18 protein-coding genes are annotated in these 17,247 nt (G+C 68.0%); 8 read left to right on the forward strand and 10 right to left on the reverse strand.

What is annotated here, in order from left to right; genetic code table 11:
• Positions 1-24 precede the first annotated feature (24 nt).
• Both ACLQ3I_RS04140 and ACLQ3I_RS04145 read left to right on the forward strand, forming a co-directional pair.
• Positions 25-1,605: a Rieske 2Fe-2S domain-containing protein gene (locus ACLQ3I_RS04140; protein WP_425800178.1), complete on the forward strand. Its 1,581-nt coding sequence runs from the start codon at positions 25-27 to the stop codon at positions 1,603-1,605.
• Positions 1,606-1,708: 103 nt separating this feature from the next.
• Entirely contained in the window at positions 1,709-2,284 is a 576-nt protein-coding gene (locus ACLQ3I_RS04145) for a TetR/AcrR family transcriptional regulator (protein ID WP_425800179.1), read from the forward strand.
• 240 nt (positions 2,285-2,524) lie between these two features.
• On the opposite strand, the gene ACLQ3I_RS04150 is transcribed toward ACLQ3I_RS04145, so the two are convergent.
• From ACLQ3I_RS04150 to serS, 4 genes are all read right to left on the reverse strand, one after another.
• Entirely contained in the window at positions 2,525-3,391 is an 867-nt protein-coding gene (locus ACLQ3I_RS04150) for a hypothetical protein (RefSeq protein WP_425793048.1), read from the reverse strand.
• Between the two features lie 100 nt (positions 3,392-3,491).
• The gene (locus tag ACLQ3I_RS04155; RefSeq protein WP_425800180.1) at positions 3,492-4,823 is read right to left on the reverse strand and encodes a histidine phosphatase family protein; all 1,332 of its coding nucleotides are present in this window, start codon (positions 4,821-4,823) and stop codon (positions 3,492-3,494) included.
• 177 nt (positions 4,824-5,000) lie between these two features.
• A complete protein-coding gene (locus ACLQ3I_RS04160; protein ID WP_425800181.1) occupies positions 5,001-5,963 on the reverse strand; it encodes an EamA/RhaT family transporter in 963 nt (320 codons plus the stop codon).
• 27 nt (positions 5,964-5,990) lie between these two features.
• Positions 5,991-7,247, reverse strand: coding sequence for a serine--tRNA ligase (gene serS / locus ACLQ3I_RS04165; protein WP_425793051.1), 1,257 nt, complete (start codon positions 7,245-7,247; stop codon positions 5,991-5,993).
• A 135-nt stretch (positions 7,248-7,382) separates the two neighbouring features.
• Here serS and ACLQ3I_RS04170 point away from each other — a divergent pair, with 135 nt between their 5' ends.
• Entirely contained in the window at positions 7,383-8,315 is a 933-nt protein-coding gene (locus ACLQ3I_RS04170) for an SGNH/GDSL hydrolase family protein (protein WP_425800182.1), read from the forward strand.
• A gap of 71 nt (positions 8,316-8,386) precedes the next feature.
• Here ACLQ3I_RS04170 and ACLQ3I_RS04175 read toward each other — a convergent pair whose 3' ends face one another.
• The gene (locus tag ACLQ3I_RS04175) at positions 8,387-8,731 is read right to left on the reverse strand and encodes an ankyrin repeat domain-containing protein (protein ID WP_425793471.1); all 345 of its coding nucleotides are present in this window, start codon (positions 8,729-8,731) and stop codon (positions 8,387-8,389) included.
• A 240-nt stretch (positions 8,732-8,971) separates the two neighbouring features.
• On the opposite strand from ACLQ3I_RS04175, the gene ACLQ3I_RS04180 reads away from it, so the two are divergent.
• Complete coding sequence (locus tag ACLQ3I_RS04180; RefSeq protein WP_425793053.1) at positions 8,972-10,192, forward strand: septum formation family protein; 1,221 nt, start codon at positions 8,972-8,974, stop codon at positions 10,190-10,192.
• A 4-nt stretch (positions 10,193-10,196) separates the two neighbouring features.
• Positions 10,197-10,547, forward strand: a complete 351-nt coding sequence (locus ACLQ3I_RS04185; RefSeq protein WP_425793054.1) for a metallopeptidase family protein — start codon at positions 10,197-10,199, stop codon at positions 10,545-10,547.
• Positions 10,548-10,564: 17 nt separating this feature from the next.
• Here ACLQ3I_RS04185 and ACLQ3I_RS04190 read toward each other — a convergent pair whose 3' ends face one another.
• Complete coding sequence (locus ACLQ3I_RS04190; RefSeq protein WP_425793055.1) at positions 10,565-11,227, reverse strand: histidine phosphatase family protein; 663 nt, start codon at positions 11,225-11,227, stop codon at positions 10,565-10,567.
• A complete protein-coding gene (gene pheA / locus ACLQ3I_RS04195) occupies positions 11,227-12,168 on the reverse strand; it encodes a prephenate dehydratase (protein WP_425793056.1) in 942 nt (313 codons plus the stop codon). Before pheA ends, ACLQ3I_RS04190 begins: the two co-directional genes overlap by 1 nt.
• 129 nt (positions 12,169-12,297) lie before the next feature.
• Between pheA and ACLQ3I_RS04200 the strand changes: the two genes are divergently transcribed.
• Both ACLQ3I_RS04200 and ACLQ3I_RS04205 read left to right on the forward strand, forming a co-directional pair.
• Positions 12,298-13,053, forward strand: a complete 756-nt coding sequence (locus tag ACLQ3I_RS04200) for a DUF2470 domain-containing protein (protein WP_425800183.1) — start codon at positions 12,298-12,300, stop codon at positions 13,051-13,053.
• 32 nt (positions 13,054-13,085) lie between these two features.
• Positions 13,086-13,895, forward strand: a complete 810-nt coding sequence (locus ACLQ3I_RS04205; protein WP_425800184.1) for a CPBP family intramembrane glutamic endopeptidase — start codon at positions 13,086-13,088, stop codon at positions 13,893-13,895.
• A gap of 8 nt (positions 13,896-13,903) precedes the next feature.
• On the opposite strand, the gene ACLQ3I_RS04210 is transcribed toward ACLQ3I_RS04205, so the two are convergent.
• The 3 genes from ACLQ3I_RS04210 to ACLQ3I_RS04220 form a co-directional block, all read right to left on the reverse strand.
• Positions 13,904-14,605, reverse strand: coding sequence for a DUF4873 domain-containing protein (locus ACLQ3I_RS04210; RefSeq protein ID WP_425800185.1), 702 nt, complete (start codon positions 14,603-14,605; stop codon positions 13,904-13,906).
• Positions 14,602-15,525: an AurF N-oxygenase family protein gene (locus tag ACLQ3I_RS04215; RefSeq protein WP_425793060.1), complete on the reverse strand. Its 924-nt coding sequence runs from the start codon at positions 15,523-15,525 to the stop codon at positions 14,602-14,604. The genes ACLQ3I_RS04210 and ACLQ3I_RS04215 overlap by 4 nt, the downstream gene beginning before the upstream one ends.
• 516 nt (positions 15,526-16,041) lie before the next feature.
• Positions 16,042-16,227, reverse strand: a complete 186-nt coding sequence (locus ACLQ3I_RS04220) for a hypothetical protein (RefSeq protein WP_425793061.1) — start codon at positions 16,225-16,227, stop codon at positions 16,042-16,044.
• A 7-nt stretch (positions 16,228-16,234) separates the two neighbouring features.
• Here ACLQ3I_RS04220 and ACLQ3I_RS04225 point away from each other — a divergent pair, with 7 nt between their 5' ends.
• The gene (locus ACLQ3I_RS04225; RefSeq protein ID WP_425793062.1) at positions 16,235-17,158 is read left to right on the forward strand and encodes an LCP family protein; all 924 of its coding nucleotides are present in this window, start codon (positions 16,235-16,237) and stop codon (positions 17,156-17,158) included.
• The last annotated feature ends 89 nt before the right edge of the window (positions 17,159-17,247 follow it).

Here is a 17,247-nt window from a genome sequence, read left to right on the forward strand (position 1 = left end):
TCCGAGTGCTCAGGAGGCGAGAAGTTGCAGATCACCAGCATCGGACATGCCGGTTTCCACATCCGGACCACCGCCGGATCCATTCTCTGTGATCCGTGGGTCAACCCTGCCTATTTCGCGTCATGGGTGCCGTTCCCGGACAACTCCGAACTGGACTGGAAGTCGCTGGGCGATTGCGACTACCTCTACGTATCGCACTTGCACCGCGACCATTTCGACGAGCGCAATCTCCGCGAGAATGTGAACAAGGACGCCACCGTACTGCTGCCCGACTATCCGGTGCCCGATCTGCGCCGCGAGCTCGAGGAGCTCGGCTTCCACACCTTCGTGGAGACCGAGGATTCGGTGAAGACGACCGTCACCAACGACAAGGGTTCGCTGGACGTGATGATCATCGCACTGCGAGCGCCGGCCGACGGCCCGATCGGCGACAGCGGGCTGATCGTCTCCGACGGTGAGACCACCTGCTTCAACATGAACGACGCACGTCCCATCGACCTCGACGTGATCGACGAGTCGTTCGGTCACGTCGACGTCCATCTCCTGCAATACTCGGGCGCGATCTGGTACCCGATGGTCTACGACATCCCACGCAAGTCGAAGGCCAACTTCGCGGCGCAGAAGCGACAGCGGGGCATGGACCGGGCCCGGTCCTACATCGAGCAGGTCGGGGCGAGCTGGGTGGTCCCGTCGGCCGGGCCACCGATGTTCCTCGACGACGACCTGTTCGGTCTGAACGACTTCGGCTCCGGCGTCGACGGTGCGGACGAGACGTCCATCTTCCCGGACCAGGAGACCTTCCTGGAACAGATGCGGATTCACGGCACGGACGACGGCGAGCGCCACCGCGGCCTGCTGATGGTGTCCGGGTCGGTCGCCGATTTCACCGGCCCGGCGTTGAACGAGGTCTCGCATCCCTATGCGCCGCACGAGGTGTTCGGCGAGAACAAGCGGGCCTACCTGGAGCGGATGAAGCAGAAGTTCGCGCCGGTCATCGCCGCCGACAAGGCGACCTGGGCCGTCGACGACGGCGAGCCGCTGCTGCCGGCACTGCGGGACCTCTTCGAGCCGATCATGGCGCAGTCCGATCTCATCTGCGACGGCATCGGCTATCCGGTCGGTCTGGTGATGGACGACCAGACCGTGGTACTCGACTTCCCGAATCGCATCGTCCGTGATCCGAAAGAGGGAGAAGGCAAGTACCGTTACGGTTTTCGGATCGCTCCGGAGTTGGTGCGGACCGTTCTCCGCGACGACGAACCCGACTGGGTCAACACGATCTTCCTCTCCACGCGATTCACCACGTGGCGGATCGGCGGGTACAACGAGTACCTCTACACGTTCTTCAAGTGCCTCAGCGACGAACGGATCGCCTACGCGGACGGCTGGTTTGCCGAGGCACACGACGATTCGTCGTCGATCACCAAGGACGGCTGGGAATTACAGCGCCGCTGCCCGCACCTGAAGGCGGACCTCTCCAAGTTCGGCGTGATCGAGGGCGAGAAGCTGACCTGCAACCTGCACGGTTGGCAGTGGGACCTGCCGAGCGGCCGATGCCTCACATCCAAGGGGCACGAGTTGCGCTCCCGACGGCTCGAGGGCTGAGCCTCACGAGCCGAGACGGCAGAATCCGAGAAGTCCAGTGGCACAACGCTCTTACCGTGGCCGCACGGTCGAGGAACGGCAGTCCGAACGTCGGGACAGGTTCATGACCGCCGCACTCGACGTCTTCGGCACCGGCGGTTACGACCGCGGTACCGTGTCGGCCATCTGCGCCGCAGCCAAGTTGTCCCGCAGGCAGTTCTATGAGCTGTTCGACACCCGCGAAGACCTGCTGATCGCGGCCTACGACATGATCCACGGCGAGGCGCGTGACGCCGTGCTGGCCGCCTTCGCCGACGTCGACCAGGCGGACGCCGGTATCGAGGAGCGCACCCGCGCAGCCGTGGGGGCGTTCTTCGACTCGGTCGCGACGGATCCACGTCGCATGCGGATCGCCTTCGTCGAGGTCGGCGGCGTGAGCAGTCAGGTCGAGAGTCACCGCGTGCAGGCCCGCGGGCAATGGACCGAATTCTTCTCCGCCGCGGCCGCCGAGTTCACCGGTTTGTCGGAGTCGGAGTTCGGCTTCACCTACGAGGCCGCCGCGTTCATCGGTGCGCTGACCGAGGCCGGGCATCTCTGGGCGACCAGTGAACACCGGCCCGACCGGGACACCGTGGTGGAGATGCTCGTCGGCATCATCCTGTCGTTTGCCGCGGGCCGGTCCACGCCGAAAGACCACTGACGCAGCAATTGCCCGCGCTGACCTGCCGTGCTACCTTCTGCGCAATGTGGAACTCGGTGTTCTCACATTGCCGGCTTCGCTGGTGACCACGGCGTGCCGTCCCGCCCTCGTCGCGGGAGGTCATGTCGGTCTGGGGGTCACCGGAGCGGTGCTCGGAGATCTCTTCGGCGCCGCTCCGGTGACGGCCTCGTCTCACCCCTGACGTGTCTCACCCCTGTCTTCTCTCATCCCTGTCTTCTCTCATCCCTGGGGAACCGCAGGTGACGACGCCACGGTGACCGCACCCGCGACGGCCGCGACGAACGCGATGGCCGCCACCGGCCCCCACCCGGCACGCGTGGTGTCGCCGAGCAGCGCGATGCCCACCGCGCCCGGCACCACCGTCTCCCCGACGACGAGGGCCGCGGCGGCACCGTTGACCGAACCGGTCTGCAACGCGACGGTGAACAGGTAGAAACCGCCCACACCACACACGACGATCGCGTATGCAGCCGGATCGGTGAGCAGTTCACCGAGGGCGAACGGCTCGATCCCGTGCACGATGCGGACCGCGACCGCCATCAGTCCGAACACGACGCCGCCGAGCAACCCGGCGACCACCGCGATGCGTGCACCCAGGACCTGGACGATCGCCTGGCCGCCGGCGATGAGTGCGAGCCCGAGGATCAGTACCGTCCAGTGCAGCCACGCCCCGTCGTGGCCATGCCCCTCGTCGGCGGAGGCCAGCGCGAGCACGACCAGCGCGACGATCACGACCGCGATGGCGATCTGGTCGCGCGTCCGCAGGCGGACGTGGAGGATCACAGTCGCCAGGATCGCCGTCACGACGAGGTTCGCGCTGACGATCGTCTGCGCGAGGAACAACGGGATTTCTCGCGCCGCGACGAGGTTCCCGATGAATCCGATGCCGTCGAGGACCAGACCGGCCAGGAACGAGACGGTGAGCATCGCGGTCACCGTCGACCGCAGGCTGGGAGCGTGCGACTGCCCGGATGCGTCCGTGTCCACCGTCGGATCCGCCACGCTCTGGGCGCCCCGGGCCTGGAGTACCGATGCCGTGCCGTAGCCGAGCGCAGCGACGACGGCGGCGACGATCCCGATGATCATCGGATCAGTATCGCCTGCCAGCGGCCGTCAACCCGTCTGGTCGACCGATTGCCTGCCGGGCGGTGCCATCCCGGCTGGGAGGTACCGCCCGGCAGGAGGCTCACGCCGCGGCACTCCCTGCGTCGTCGGCACCGTCGCCACCGGAATCGTCTGACGCCGCTCCCGCGTCCGCCGTGTCCTCCACGCCCGCATCGGCAGCATGACTGTCATCGGTCGTGGATTCCGCACTGCCGGACCCACCCGCGTCTGCGACGGTGCCGTCGGCACCGTCGGATGCGGTGACATCTGCATCAGCACCGGCACCGTCGCTCGCCGGCGACGCCGAACCCCCGGTCTCCGCTTGGTAATCGGTCTCGGCCGGGGCCTGCACCTCGTCCTCGGTGTTCCCGGTCGCGGTCTCCTGTGTCGCCGCGTCCCCGCTCGCGGACACCTCGCTCGCGGAAACCTCGGTCGCGGTCTCGGTGGTGTCCTCGGTCCCGGTCTCGGTGGTGGCGTCCTCCGGTACAACCGGCTCCTCGGAGTCGGTCGTCGCCGGGACCGCGGCCGAACCGGCCACTTCCTTGATGACGGCGGCGTTCACCGCTCGTGCGAACTTGATGACCGAGAAGCCGGCGTCGGCGAGGCCGCGATTCGCCGCCGTCGCGATGGCCGTGCCGTCGTGCGAATCCCAGGCCGCGACGACGTCATCGGTGGTGGCACCGAGTTGACGTTGCAAGGTCCGGAACTGCATCTGCACCTGTGAGGACAGCGTCGGTTGAGTGCCGAACTTCTGGCCGTTCCAGTCCAGCAACACCCATCCGTCCTCCGGATTTCCCTCGACGACAACATAATCGGTGTTGTCCAGCGAGGCGGTCGTCAACAGCTTGATCTTGTCCGCAAGGGTGAGGTTCTGCGCATTGATCATCGTCCAGATCATGATCGTCCCACCGTGGGAGAAGACCACCGCGTTGCGGTCACCGTTGTCGTAGACGGTCTGCAGGGCGCCGTTCACCCGGTCGTTGAACTCATATCCGTTGCTCGCGCCCGGGATCCGCATGTCCAGCTGGCCCGCCATCCAGGCACCCAGGTACAAGGCGTACCCACCGGCCGCCTCAGCCTCCGGAGTGCCCTCGTAGATCCCGGCCTCGATCTCGCGGAATCCCGGCAGCACCTGGATCGGCAGACCCAGATACTGGGACATGGGCGCTGCGGTGAGCTGCGTCCGCACCATGGACGATGCGTAGATCCCGTCGTAGTTGTTGTCCCCCAGCAGCTGCGCTACTGCCTTCGCCTGTTGCTGCCCCTTCTCGGTGAGGACAGGCCCGGGGACGGAGGTGTCGATCAGACCCGAGGCATTACCCTCGGACTCGCCGTGCCGGACAAACGTCACCTGCATCATCTCTGCAGCCGAGGCCGGCACGGCCGCGAGCAGGATGACGACGGCCGAAGCCATCAAGGTGAGCAGGGCGCGCCATCGTAAGACGCGTCGGCGCCGGGATGGTCCGGGCTGAACAAGGCGGTATGTCATACGTCACTCTCCAGGAGCCGAATGGGACATATCACCCTGGCTCGTCGAACGTATGACCGGCAACGACACTTCCCGCTCAGCGGGCACTCAGGAAACGGGAGTTCAAGAAAGTGGGTCGGAGCCCTTGTGCGCGCGGTCCAGACCCAGCTGCTGGGTACGGCCGTAGCCCCGAGGCATGTTCGTGACGTCGGCGGATTCGACCGCCGTGACCGCACCCGAGGAGGCGAGGACGACGCCACCCCCGACCGCGGCGACGAACGCGACGATCGCGACCGGGCCCCAACCGGCGCGCGTCACATCGCCCAGCAGCAGGATGCCGACCAGACCGGGAAGTACCGTCTGTCCCACCACCAGGGCGGCGGCCGCACCGTTGACCGACCCTGTCTGCAACGCCACGGTGAACAGGTAGAAGCCGCAGATCCCGCTGAACAACAATCCGTAGAGCGCCGGGTCGGTGAACAGGGTGCCGGGGTGGAAGGGGTCGAGGCCGTCGAGGATTCGTGATGCCACCGCCATGACGCCGAAGAGCGCCCCGGCGATCAACCCGGTGGCGGCGGCGATGTGCTTGTGTATCTTGCGCATGACGACGATGCCGAGGCCGAACACGAGCGGCCCGGCCACCAGGACCGCCCAGTGCGTCCAGCGGTCGTCGTCGACGCCCTCGCGACCGGCCGACACCGCCAGCAGCACCAGTGACGCGATCACCACCGATCCGGCGAGCCAGTCCCGCATGGTCAGCGACACGTGCAGGACGACCATCGCCAGCAACGCGGTCGCCACCAGTCGCGCCGAGATGATGGTCTGCGACAGGAACAACGGGATCAGCCGGGCCGACAGGATGGTGGAGATGAACCCGACGATGTCGAAGACGAACCCGATCAGGAACGGCACCGTGAGCATCGTGAGCATCGTGGACCGAAGTGACGGATGGGATTTCGATGATTTCCGGCGTTCTTCCCGGATCGCCGCGCGGTGCGCGACCTGATCTGCTCCCAGCGCCTGCAGCACTGCTGCCGCGGCAAACGCGATGGAGCCGATCACCGCGATGATGATGCCCGTGGTCATCCGACGGCGACTATTCCGTGTGCCGGATCATTTGGGCTCGAGCACTTCGGTGCCCACGAACCGCGCGAGCTCCGGCGGGAGCTTCACCGAGCCATCGGGCTGCTGGTGGTTCTCCAGGATCGCGACGATCCAGCGAGTGGTCGCGAGGGTACCGTTCAGCGTCGCCGCGATCTGGGGTTTGCCGTTCTCGTCGCGGTAGCGGATGGACAGCCGCCGCGCCTGGAACGTCGTGCAATTCGACGTCGAGGTGAGTTCCCGGTAGGTGTTCTGGGTCGGCACCCAAGCCTCGCAGTCGTACTTGCGGGCGGCCGACGAGCCGAGATCTCCACCGGCGACATCGATCACGCGGTAGGGCACGTCGATGGCGGCGAGCATGTCCCTCTCCCAGCCGAGCAGCTTCTGATGCTCGGCTGCGGCGTCCTCGGGTCTGCAGTAGATGAAGCCCTCGACCTTGTCGAACTGATGCACCCGGATGATGCCGCGGGTGTCCTTGCCGTAGCTGCCGGCCTCCCGACGGAAGCAACTCGACCAGCCCGCATAGCGTTTCGGTCCGTCGGCGAGGTCGATGATCTCGTCCGAGTGGTAGCCGGCCATCGGCACCTCCGACGTCCCGACCAGATAGAGGTCGTCGTCCGCGAGGTGATAGACCTCGTCGGCGTGGGCTCCGAGAAAACCGGTGCCGCCCATGATCTCCGGCCGCACCAGCACCGGCGGGATCATCAGGGTGAACCCGTTCGCCACCGCTTTCTGCGCGGCCATGTTCAGCAGTCCGAGCTGGAGCAGGGCGCCTTGGCCGGTCAGGAAGTAGAAGCGCGATCCGGACACCTTGGCCCCGCGCTCCATGTCGATGAGCCCCAGCGACTCCCCGAGTTCCAGGTGGTCCTTCGGGTCGTCGATCGTGCGCGGTTCACCGACATGCTCGAGCACCACGTAGTCGTCCTCGCCACCGGCCGGCGCGCCGTCCTCGACCAGATTGGAGATCGCGCGGTGCGCGGCCGTCGCCGCCTCGTCGGCCGCATGCTGGCGGCCGACCGCGGCCTTCACCTGCTCGGCGAGGTCCTTGCCCTTGGCCAGCAGTGCGGTCTTCTCGTCACCCTGCGCCTTGCCCACCTGCTTGCCGAGCGCCTTCTGCTCGGACCGCAGCGTGTCGGCCTCGACGATGGCCGACCGTCGTGTGGCGTCGGCGTCGAGCAGGGCGTCGACCAGGCCTGGATCCTCGCCCCTCGTCCGCTGCGAAGCTCGCACGAGGTCGGGGTTCTCACGAAGAATCTTGAGGTCGATCACGTATGAAACCCTACTTGAGGTGTGGTTGCGCCCGTAACGGAGTGGCGCCGCCCGCCGATCCCCATCACGACACCTCGCGCCCCGCACTCGCCCGGCGCTCCTCCATCTCTGCCCGGTCCGGAAAGGACTCCCCGCATGCACGTGACCCGTGCGTTTCTCACGCGTACCGCAACCGTCGCGGCTTCTCTGGCGACCGTCGCGATCGTCGCCGCGGGTATGGCGATCGTCGAGCTGAGCAGTCCCGACGTGGAGGCCTCCGCGGCGCGCAACGAGCGCGCGGCGTCGGTCGGCCGCCCGGCTGCGAAGTATGTGGCCTTGGGGAGTTCGTATGCGGCCGGTCCGGGCGCCACCCGGCTGGTGGATCGACGGTGTCTGCGGACCACGGACAATTACCCACACCAGGTCGCCGCCGCCCGCGGCCTGTCGCTCACCGACGTCACCTGTTCCGGAGCGACCACGGCGAACATTCTCCGGACACCCCAGTCGCCGTACGCCGGCGTCCCGCAGATCACCGCGGTCACGCCGGACACCGATCTGGTCACCGTCACCATCGGCGGGAACGACCTGGGCTACATCAGCCGCGTCGCCGCCCAGGGCTGCGCGAACACGGTCGCCGATCTGACACATGGCACTGTGATCAGCGGTTGCCGCGTGGGCGCACGGATCCGTCCGGAGCCGTCGGCTGCCGCCTACCTGGCGGTCGAGCACGCGATCGTCGAGATCGTCTCCGAGGTCCGTTCCCGCGCACCGCATGCCAAGGTCGTGATCGTCGACTATCCACCTCTGATCGATCCGCACGCGCCGCACTGCAGTCGGATTCCGTTGACCGCGGCAGAGGTCGCCGAGACCGTACGCGTCCACGACGGGCTGGTCGCCGCGACAGCGCGCGCTGCCCGCAGCTCCGGGGCCGCGCTGGTGACCGCTTCGAAAACCGGCGCCGCGCACACGGCGTGCTCGGCGACACCGTGGCTGTCGGGATTCGAGCCGCCCGCGCCGTATCATCCGACGGAGCTCGGTAAATCGGGTGTTGCACAACTGGTTCTGCGCGTGCTGAACCGGGCGGGCTGAAGGCGGGGGTCTCGATACGCCACTCCCGGGCTCGCGGCTACTCGACCGGCGGAGTGGTCGCAGGCTCGCGGCTACTCCACCGGGGGCTCCCAGAATCGGACATAGTCGGCGCGATCGAACATCTGGGCGGCGTCGTGCGCCGACGGCGCGCCCGCGTACGGGTCGGCCCCGCCGCGCACCAGGATCTCCACCACGTCGTCGTAGCCCTTGAACACCGCACCGGCCAGCGGCGTCTGCCCCTTGTCGTTGGCGACGTTCGCGTCCGCGCCGTGGTCGAGCAACGCGGTCACCGTCGGCGCCGAGCCGTGATACGCGGCGAGCATCAGCAACGAATCCCCCGCCTGGTTCCGCAGATCGACGGGCACCCCGGCCTCCAGGTAGGCCCGCAGTGTCTCGGCATCGCCGGCCCGGGCCATGTCGAAGAGCCGACCGGCCAGTTCGGCGATGTCGTCGGGGACCTCGGCGCCGGCCTCGTTCGCGTGGTCGGGGTTGTCGGGGGTCACGGACGCGAGTCTAGTGGCGCAATTCCGGCGTCAGGCGATCGTCGCCGCTCGGCAGCGGTACGACGGAGGCACGACGGAGGGCACGACGGAGGGCACGACGGAGGGCATGGCAGGGGTACTACGCCCTCCCGACAACAGGCATGATGGATCCCGATGAACGACGACGACCCCACTCCCGACGACGCCGACGACTGGGTGCGCCTCCCCGGCGACGACGACACCGACCGTGTGGACGTCGTCGACGATTCCCCAGGCGAGGGGCAGCCGACCGGCGGCGACGCCGAACCGGACGAGGCGACGAAGCCCAGCGGATGGCTCACCACCATGCTGGCCCACCCCACCCGCGTGGTGTTGTCGGCGGTGGTGATCGGTGCGATCGTGGCCGGCGGCATCGCGCTCGCGATGGGGGTCTTCAACGACAGCGGCAGCGTGGGCGGGACCGACATCGGCGAGAACGAACGGATCGCCCAGAACGCCTTCACGAAGTCGGTGACCGGGGATTGCCTGGATTGGCCCGCCGGCGACCCCGGCAACCCCAGCAAGGTCGGCTGCGATCAGAAACACCGATTCGAGGTCGCCGGACCGCTGGACACCGCAGTGCTGCCCGGCTCGGAGTTCGGCGAATCCGCCGTGTGGCCGGGTACCGAACGATTCGCCGCGATCCGCGACGAGCAGTGCCCGGTGATGGTCGACCAGTACCTGGACGGACGACTCGATCCGCAGGGACGGTTCTCGGTCGGCATGATGTACCCGTCGCAGGTGCAGTGGGACAAGGGTGCCCGGGAACTGCGCTGCGGAGTCCAGCAGACCGGGAAGGACGGCGCCCCGGATCAGTTCGTCGGACGCGTCGGCGACCAGGACCAGTCCTTCCAGTGGCCTGCCGGCACCTGCATCGGGATCGACCGGGCGACCAGGAAGCCGACCGGAACCACGGTCAACTGCACCGAGGCACACGCGTTCCAGACCACCGGCACGGTCTCCCTCGCGCCACGGTTCGGCGATCGACTCTCGGGCAAACCGTGGCCGGCGGCCCAACAGCAGAACGACTACCTGCAATCCATCTGCCCGGTCCAGGCGAACAGATTCCTCGGCGGCAAGAACAAGCTGGACGCGACCACCCTGAACGTGCAGTGGTCGGTGCTGTCGGAGCCCAGTTGGCTCGCCGGCAGCCGAACGGTCGTCTGCTACCTGGGCCTTCCCGACGCGGGCGGGTTCGCCACGCTGGTCGGCGATGCCCGGTCCACCCTTCTCATCAACGGCAAACTCCCGGTCCCGCCGCCGCAGGCGCCCCCCGGCCGCGCGTTGCCGACACCGGTTCCCCTCCCGCCCGGCGTGGAGCCCAACCCGATCGAGACGCCGGCTCCGGCCGGGTGAGCCGATGCCGATCCAGATGTCCGACGACGAGTTCGACGGGCTGGTGTCCGACGCTCTCGACACCATCCCGTCGGAGTTGACCGACAACATGTCGAATGTGGTGATCCTCGTCGAGGCGCACAACCCCGAGGAGCCGACCATCCTCGGCCTCTATCATGGCGTCGCGCTCACCATGCGAGACCACGAGTACGGCGGCTACCTTCCGGACACCATCACCGTCTACCGCGAACCGATCCTGGCGATGTGCCGCGACCGCGACGAGGTGGTCCGCGAGGTCGCCGTGACCGTGATCCACGAGATCGCCCACCATTTCGGCATCGACGACGCCTGGCTGCACGCCAACGGCTGGGGCTGAGAGTTCAGGCTGGGCGATCAGCCCATCGGGTCGGTCACGAGCGGTTCGTCGACCGTCGGGCCGAACGGACCGGTGACGGCGCCCCAGCGGTGCAGACGCCACAGGCCGTCGACGTACTCGAGTTCGATGCTGCCGGTGTTCTGCAGATGCGTGCTCGCCGCAAAGGTCGGGTCGACACCGGCGAGCCGTGCCGCGATCAGGCGGATCGCAGCGCCATGACTGACCACATAGACATCGCGCTGATCGGGTCCGACCAGGTGCCGGGTGGTGAGATCGTCGATCACCGGCAGATAGCGTTCGTAGACCATCGCGAGTGATTCGCCACCCGGGATGCGTGCCTCGATGTCACCTCGGTGCCAGCGGTCCACGATGTCCTTGAACACGCCGTGGGCGTCGTCGTCGGAGCGGTCCTCGAGCTCGCCCACCTGGACCTCGTGGATGCCGTCGGCGACGTCCGGGTTCGTTCCCCACACCGATCCGATCAACTCGGCCGTCTGCTGGGCACGTCGCGCCACCGAACTGACCAGGACCACCCGATCGTCGGGTGTGTGTTCCAAGGCGAACCGCACGCCCTGGCGTCCGCCGAAATCCGTCAGACCGGCGCCGGGCAGCGCGGTGTCGAGCCGTCGCATCACGTTCGACGTGGTCTCGCCGTGCCGGACCAGGTGCAGCCGCGCCACTACCGGACCTCCCCGCGGCGCAGGGCGGCGAACCAGGCGGCGCTGTCGGACGGATCCGGCGGCGGCGCCCCGGTGCCGCGATCGACCGGCCACGAGCCCAGGTAGGTCACCCGCTCACACCGTCGGTACAGGGCACGCAACGCCTCGCCGACCGCGTCGTCGTCGAGGTGACCGACGGCGTCGAGGTAGAACCGGTAGGACCCGGGTACGTCTCGCCGGGGACGCGACTCGATACGGGTCAAATCGATTCCCCGCGAGGCGAATTCGTTCATCGCGGACATCAGGCTGCCCGGCACGTTGGGGAGGTCGAGGATCACCGAGGTGCGGTCGGCGCCGGTCGCGGACGGCGGCGGCCCGGGACGCCCGATCAGGAGGAAGCGGGTGTAGGCGTCGTCGGCGTCGGCCACCCCGTCGGCCAGGGTCACCAGCCCCGACAACCCGGCCGCCGGCGAGGTCGTCACCGCGGCATCGGCGCGTTGCGCCGCGACGTCGGCGGCGGCCGCCGCGTTCGACGACGCCGTCACGAACTGGGCGTTCGGATAGAGCTTCTCGACCGATTCACGCACCTGCGCGGCGGCGACCGGATAAGCGGCGAGGCTGCGCACCTCGGTGGCGGGGATCGGCGTCCGGGCGGCGATGGTGAACGCGACATCGAGGACCACCTCGGCGAACACCTGCACGCGGCCCGCGGTGCCCGGACCGGGCGGGACCAGCGCATCCGCGGTGGCCGGAACGGCTCCCTCGACGGAACTCTCGATCGGTACGCACCCGAAATCGGCGACCGCCCCACGAACCATCTCGATGGTCGCCGCCGGACTCTTCGCCGCGATCTTCTGCGCGTCACCAGCCGTTCGTGGCAACTGCACGCCCGAGGCGAGCACCTTGTCGAGGGCGATCTCGGTGAAGGTCCCCGATGGCCCGAAATATGCGAACACTGTCACGACAAGATCGTAGTCGAGCGGGCGCTCTGCCCAGTTCGCCTTCGGACCGGCCCGAACGAAAACGTTGACGAGCAAGGCCGTAACCTCTTAGGTTAGGTTTACCTTCATTGATCGAGAGCGAGGGAGCGCATGGCGCACGCAGTCACCGACCACCCGTCGGATGCCGAACTGATCCAGACCGCATGCCGGCGCGTGACCGGCGCGACCCTGGCCGTCGAGGGCGCCGAGACAGCGCCCGTCAACGTGATCCACCTGTTCGAGTCACAGGCCTTCGTGCTCGTGCCGACCGACGGCGAGGCGATGCTCCTCGCCGGCGACTGCCCCGACGGGATGGCCGCGATGGTCGAGGTCACCGACTGCGCTCCCATCGATCTCCGCGAACGCGTGCGGTCGCTCATCTGGCTGACCGGCCACCTGCACGCGGTCCCGTCGAACCTGGAACGCGACCTCGCGGTGGAGATCGCCGCCGAAGATCCCGACGACGGGCTCCTCGACATCGGCCACGGCCACTCGATGCTGCGCCTGCAGATCGACAGCGCGGTCATCGCCACGGCCTCGGGGGCCGCATCGGTCCCGGCCGCCGAACTCGCCGGGGCGCTCCCCGACCCGTTCTGGGAGTACGAAACCGACTGGATCGCCCATCTCGACGCCGACCACGCAGACGTGGTGGGCCGGCTGGCGCGCACGCTGCCGCGAGCGCTGCGCACCGGACGCGTCCGTCCACTCGGACTCGATCGCTTCGGCATCCGGTTCCGCATCGAGGGCCCGGCCGGCGATTCCGACATCCGGCTGCCCTTCGCCCAGCCGGTCTCCGACGTCTACGAACTCTCCCAGGCGCTGCGCAACCTCGCGGGCTGTCCGTTCATCAACAGCCTGCCCGACTGACCGGCCCGGCGCGCACCCGTAAGCTGTGCGCCATGCGCGCCACGCTCCGATCGGTACTGACACCGGAGCGCCCGCGGACCGTCGACGTCGTGACCGACCCCACCGAACGGCGGGCCATCGTCGTCGAACTGGCGATCGTCGGTGTGCTCACCTTCCTGTTCTCCGCAATTGCCGCCGCGCTCTCGCTCATCGAGGCGCAGCTGTCGGGAGGGATCGGGAACACCACCGTCGCACTGAATCCGTCGCGCTCGGATCTCGACTGGATCGACTTCGTGCGGCAGCTGATGAGCGCGATCCGGCTGTTCGCGATCGGCGCTCTCGGGATCTATCTCTTGTGGCGCAGCGGGATCGGACTGAACCGGGTCGGCCTCGGCCGATGGGCACCGCGCCGCGACATCCCGGCAGGCGTCGGTCTCGCCGCGCTGATCGGGCTGCCCGGTCTCGCCCTGGTCGCCATCGCCCGGTCGCTGGGGATGAACGCCCATCTGGTGCCGAGCGAGGTCGACGGCGTGTGGTGGCGCTGGCCGATCCTGATCCTGATCTCGATCGGCAACGCGGCGGCCGAGGAGATCATCGTGGTCGCCTACTTCATCACCCGGCTACGCCAGCTCGGCACGTCGGAGAATGCCTCACTGGCCGCCAGTTCGGTGCTTCGCGGTGGCTATCACCTGTACCAGGGCGTCGGCGCGGGCCTCGGGAACGTGGTGATGGGGCTGGTCTTCGGGCGGTTCTTCCAGATCACCTCACGCGTCTGGCCGTTGGTGATCGCACATGCGGTGATGGACGTCGTCGCGTTCGTCGGGTACGCGCTGCTCCACGACCATCTCAGCTGGGTGGGTTGACCCGACCGTCAGATGGTCAGTGGTTCCAACGCATACGGCGGCGCGCCGACACCGACGACCCGCACCGCACCCGACGGCGTGACCTCGGCCAGCCGCGCGTCCACCGGTTCTCGATCCCCGATCGACACGGTCACGTGCTTCACCCGATCGTCCTTCCACGTCCGCACGTCGGTGCCGAACGCCGTTCCGGCCCAGTGGTACAGCCCGTCGAGCGGATCCAGATACCCGGAGATGCGCAGGTGCGCGAAAATCTCGTCACCGTCGGCGGAGAGCGTCGCGTCGCCGTCGAAGACGTCGTCGTCGATCGACTCGGTCCCGACCCAGTCGTAGTCCTCCGGGCGGAAAGTTCGCAGCCGCTTGCGGCGAGTGCGCTCCGAACCCACTGCGGCCCACTCATTCTCGATCGTCCGCCGCACCACCACCGACCTCGCGCCGGTCACGGCGAAGTGCTCGATCAGGTCGACGAGGTAGCCGATCGCCCGCTCATCGGTGAGAAAGAATTCGCCGGGCCGTCCGGCCGAGGCGACGCCCAGATAGCCACCATCCGGCGACGGCGCCTCGCGTACCGCGAGATCACCGGGCGCCGGGTCGTCGACGATCTCGATCATCATCGGCGACTGGCCGATTCGTGTCTTGAGCCGACGGGCGAGCGGCCCGCACCCGATTACCGCGACCGAGATGATCTCCGGAGTGGTCACTGGGCCGGTCACAGGAACCCGCCACGACGCCAGCCGTATCGGGAGAGCCTGCTCATCAGTCCGGCGCTCTCGAGAAATGATGCGAGTGAGGCGAATCCGCGTACCTGGGCCTCACGGAACCGAGGGTTGGCGCGGGCTGCGCGAGCCGCGGCCCGACCGTCGAGCCCGGCCCGGCGATACATGGCGGGATTGGTGAAGAGCCGGCGGAAGAGGACACCGGCGAAGGCGTGCCCGTTGGCCGCGACGAAGGTCTCCCATCGGCCGCGGATCGGCTTGCGCCGCATGATCCCGTCCCGGGCGAAACCGATGTGCCGGGCCTCCTCCGCGACGTGCACCTGCATGAGACGGGCCACCAGCGGCTGCAGCCGGGGATCGTCGAGCATCTCGCGTTGCAGGGCGTCGAAGATCTCCTCACCCACCAGCGCGGCCACCCACAGGAGACTGCCCCGCAGCGCATGGGGCAGCAGTGCCATCCCGACCCGCTCCCACAGTCGCATCTGGAACGGCCGGGCACCCGACCACTCGATGGCCCGGCCGAACATCACCATGTGCCGGCATTCGTCGCCCATCTCGGTGAGGGCGTAGTGCGTCGTCGCCGAGGCCGGGTCGGCGACCATCAGTCTGGCCAGCAACGTGCGATTCAGCAGATTCTCGAACCAGATGCCGACCGAGAGGATATTGGCCATCTCCTGCCGGGACAGGTCGATGCGCTGCTGCGGCGAGAGCCCTTCCCAGATCTCGGTGCCCACCAGGCTGAGCACGCTGGGCGGCAGGAAGTAGCGCTCGGGTTCGGGGGCCCGATCCCAGTCCAGATCGACGACCGGTGCATACGACCGCTTCACGGAGCCGTTGATCAGTCGCCGCGAGACGGCCTCCCGGCCCGCGGTGTCATCGCGTTCTGCCTCGGTCGTCGCGCGGGTCGTCACGGTCATCGCACACCTCCGGATCGGTACTGCCTGTGACCTCCGACACTAAATACGCGGGACGTATGTGTCAATACTCACTGTCACAGTTGGTGATGTTGTTTTGTGCGATGGGTCGCAGGCGGCCGCTCACGGGCCAGAATCCGGATCGGCGATGCGTACATTGGTTGGGATGAATACGCCAGAGCCGCCGATGATGCGTCGGCACGGTGGCCCGCCCGGGCCCGCGCCGCGCTCCGGTGACCCTGCCCAACGGGGTGCTCCGGGCGGGCGACCGCCCCGCCGCAACCCGGTGCCGCCCGTCGAGAACGGCCCGACGCGACAGATGCCGCCCGGACGTGGGCCGGTCCCGCCCCCACGCCAGTCCCCACCTCAGGCCCCACCGCCTCGAGCCCCATCGCCTCAGCCCGGCGCCCCCGAACCCACCGCCCATCTGCGCGACCGCCGGTCCGACGGCTCGCGCTATCAGCCCCCGCTGGCATGGTCGGACTCGCCGGGGTCACCGAGACCCGGCTACGCGCCGACTCAGCAGCCGGAGCCCATCCCGGGGCGCCCGGCCGAACCGCCCAGGCGTTCCGCGGAGCCGGGTCGTTCGGGTTCGCGGGGGTCGGGCGGTGTCCCGCCCCGCCGAACACGGTCGAGCTCGACGACCGCACCGCCGGCACCCAAGCCGAAGCGAAAACGTCGTCGGCTGCGGATCGGTCGGCTCATCCTGGCCGTGCTGCTCCTCTTCGTCGTCGCGTCGGTGGGTCTGCTCTTCTACTACGACGGCAAGCTCCACCGCACCGAGGCGCTCGTCCCCTACGCCGGCCGACCGGCCGACACCCCGGGCACGAACTGGTTGATCGTCGGTAGCGACTCGCGCGCGGACCTGAGTGACGACCAGCGTCAGCAGCTCTCCACCGGCGACAGCGACGGTTCCCGCACGGACACCATCATGATGGTGCACAAGCCGCCGAGCGGTTCGGCGATGATCATCAGCATCCCGCGCGACCTCTACGTCCCGATCCCCGGTCAGGGATCGCACAAGATCAACGCCGCCTTCAGTTTCGGTGGGCCCCAGCTACTCACCCAGACGGTGGAGCAGCTGTCGGGCGTCCGGATCGACCACTACGCGGAAATCGGCTTCGGCGGGTTCGACAGCGTGGTCGACGCCGTTGGCGGCGTCACCATCTGTCTCGATGAACCGCTCAATGATCCCAAGGCCGGTCTGAAGCTGCCCAAGGGCTGCCAGGAACTCAACGGCAAGCAGGCACTCGGACTCGTCCGCACCCGTGCCTTCCCCAATGCCGATCTCGAGCGGGTGGTGAACCAGCGCAAGTTCCTGAATGCCTTGATGGCCAAGGCGACAAGTCCGTCGGTGCTCGCCAATCCGTTCCGGCTGATCCCGTTCGTCAACGGAGCGGTCGATGCGCTCACTGTGGACGAGGGTGACCACATCTGGAACCTCATGGGGCTCGCATGGGCGTTGCGCGGCAACCCGATCACCACCACCACACCCACCGGCGGGGACGAGTACACCGACGACGGTGACTCACTTGCCGTGGGGGACAACACCGAACAATTCTTCAGCTACATCCGCAAGGGCGTCGCCGTCCCCGACGACCTCCTGTCCGGCAAGGGCGGCGTGCTCGGCGGCTGAGGTGAGGCGAGCCGAATGTTGGTGAGGCTGAACTCAGTTAGGCTCAACTGGGCTGAACTGGGCTTTTCGGGCCTTCTACGATGAACCCC

Origin of the sequence: Gordonia sp. DT101, from assembly GCF_049844895.1 — a bacterium.
GTDB lineage: Bacteria > Actinomycetota > Actinomycetes > Mycobacteriales > Mycobacteriaceae > Gordonia.

Bases quoted from the DNA above. Each gene is read 5' to 3' on its own strand.
- ACLQ3I_RS04145 (WP_425800179.1), top strand. From the start codon at position 1,709: ATGACCGCCGCACTCGACGTCTTCGGCACCGGCGGTTACGACCGCGGT.
- ACLQ3I_RS04150 (WP_425793048.1), bottom strand. From the start codon at position 3,391: ATGATCATCGGGATCGTCGCCGCCGTCGTCGCTGCGCTCGGCTACGGC.
- ACLQ3I_RS04155 (WP_425800180.1), bottom strand. From the start codon at position 4,823: ATGGCTTCGGCCGTCGTCATCCTGCTCGCGGCCGTGCCGGCCTCGGCT.
- ACLQ3I_RS04160 (WP_425800181.1), bottom strand. From the start codon at position 5,963: ATGACCACGGGCATCATCATCGCGGTGATCGGCTCCATCGCGTTTGCC.
- ACLQ3I_RS04170 (WP_425800182.1), top strand. From the start codon at position 7,383: ATGCACGTGACCCGTGCGTTTCTCACGCGTACCGCAACCGTCGCGGCT.
- ACLQ3I_RS04175 (WP_425793471.1), bottom strand. From the start codon at position 8,731: ATGGCCCGGGCCGGCGATGCCGAGACACTGCGGGCCTACCTGGAGGCC.
- ACLQ3I_RS04180 (WP_425793053.1), top strand. From the start codon at position 8,972: ATGAACGACGACGACCCCACTCCCGACGACGCCGACGACTGGGTGCGC.
- ACLQ3I_RS04185 (WP_425793054.1), top strand. From the start codon at position 10,197: ATGCCGATCCAGATGTCCGACGACGAGTTCGACGGGCTGGTGTCCGAC.
- ACLQ3I_RS04200 (WP_425800183.1), top strand. From the start codon at position 12,298: ATGGCGCACGCAGTCACCGACCACCCGTCGGATGCCGAACTGATCCAG.
- ACLQ3I_RS04205 (WP_425800184.1), top strand. From the start codon at position 13,086: ATGCGCGCCACGCTCCGATCGGTACTGACACCGGAGCGCCCGCGGACC.
- ACLQ3I_RS04215 (WP_425793060.1), bottom strand. From the start codon at position 15,525: ATGACCGTGACGACCCGCGCGACGACCGAGGCAGAACGCGATGACACC.
- ACLQ3I_RS04220 (WP_425793061.1), bottom strand. From the start codon at position 16,227: ATGAGCCGACCGATCCGCAGCCGACGACGTTTTCGCTTCGGCTTGGGT.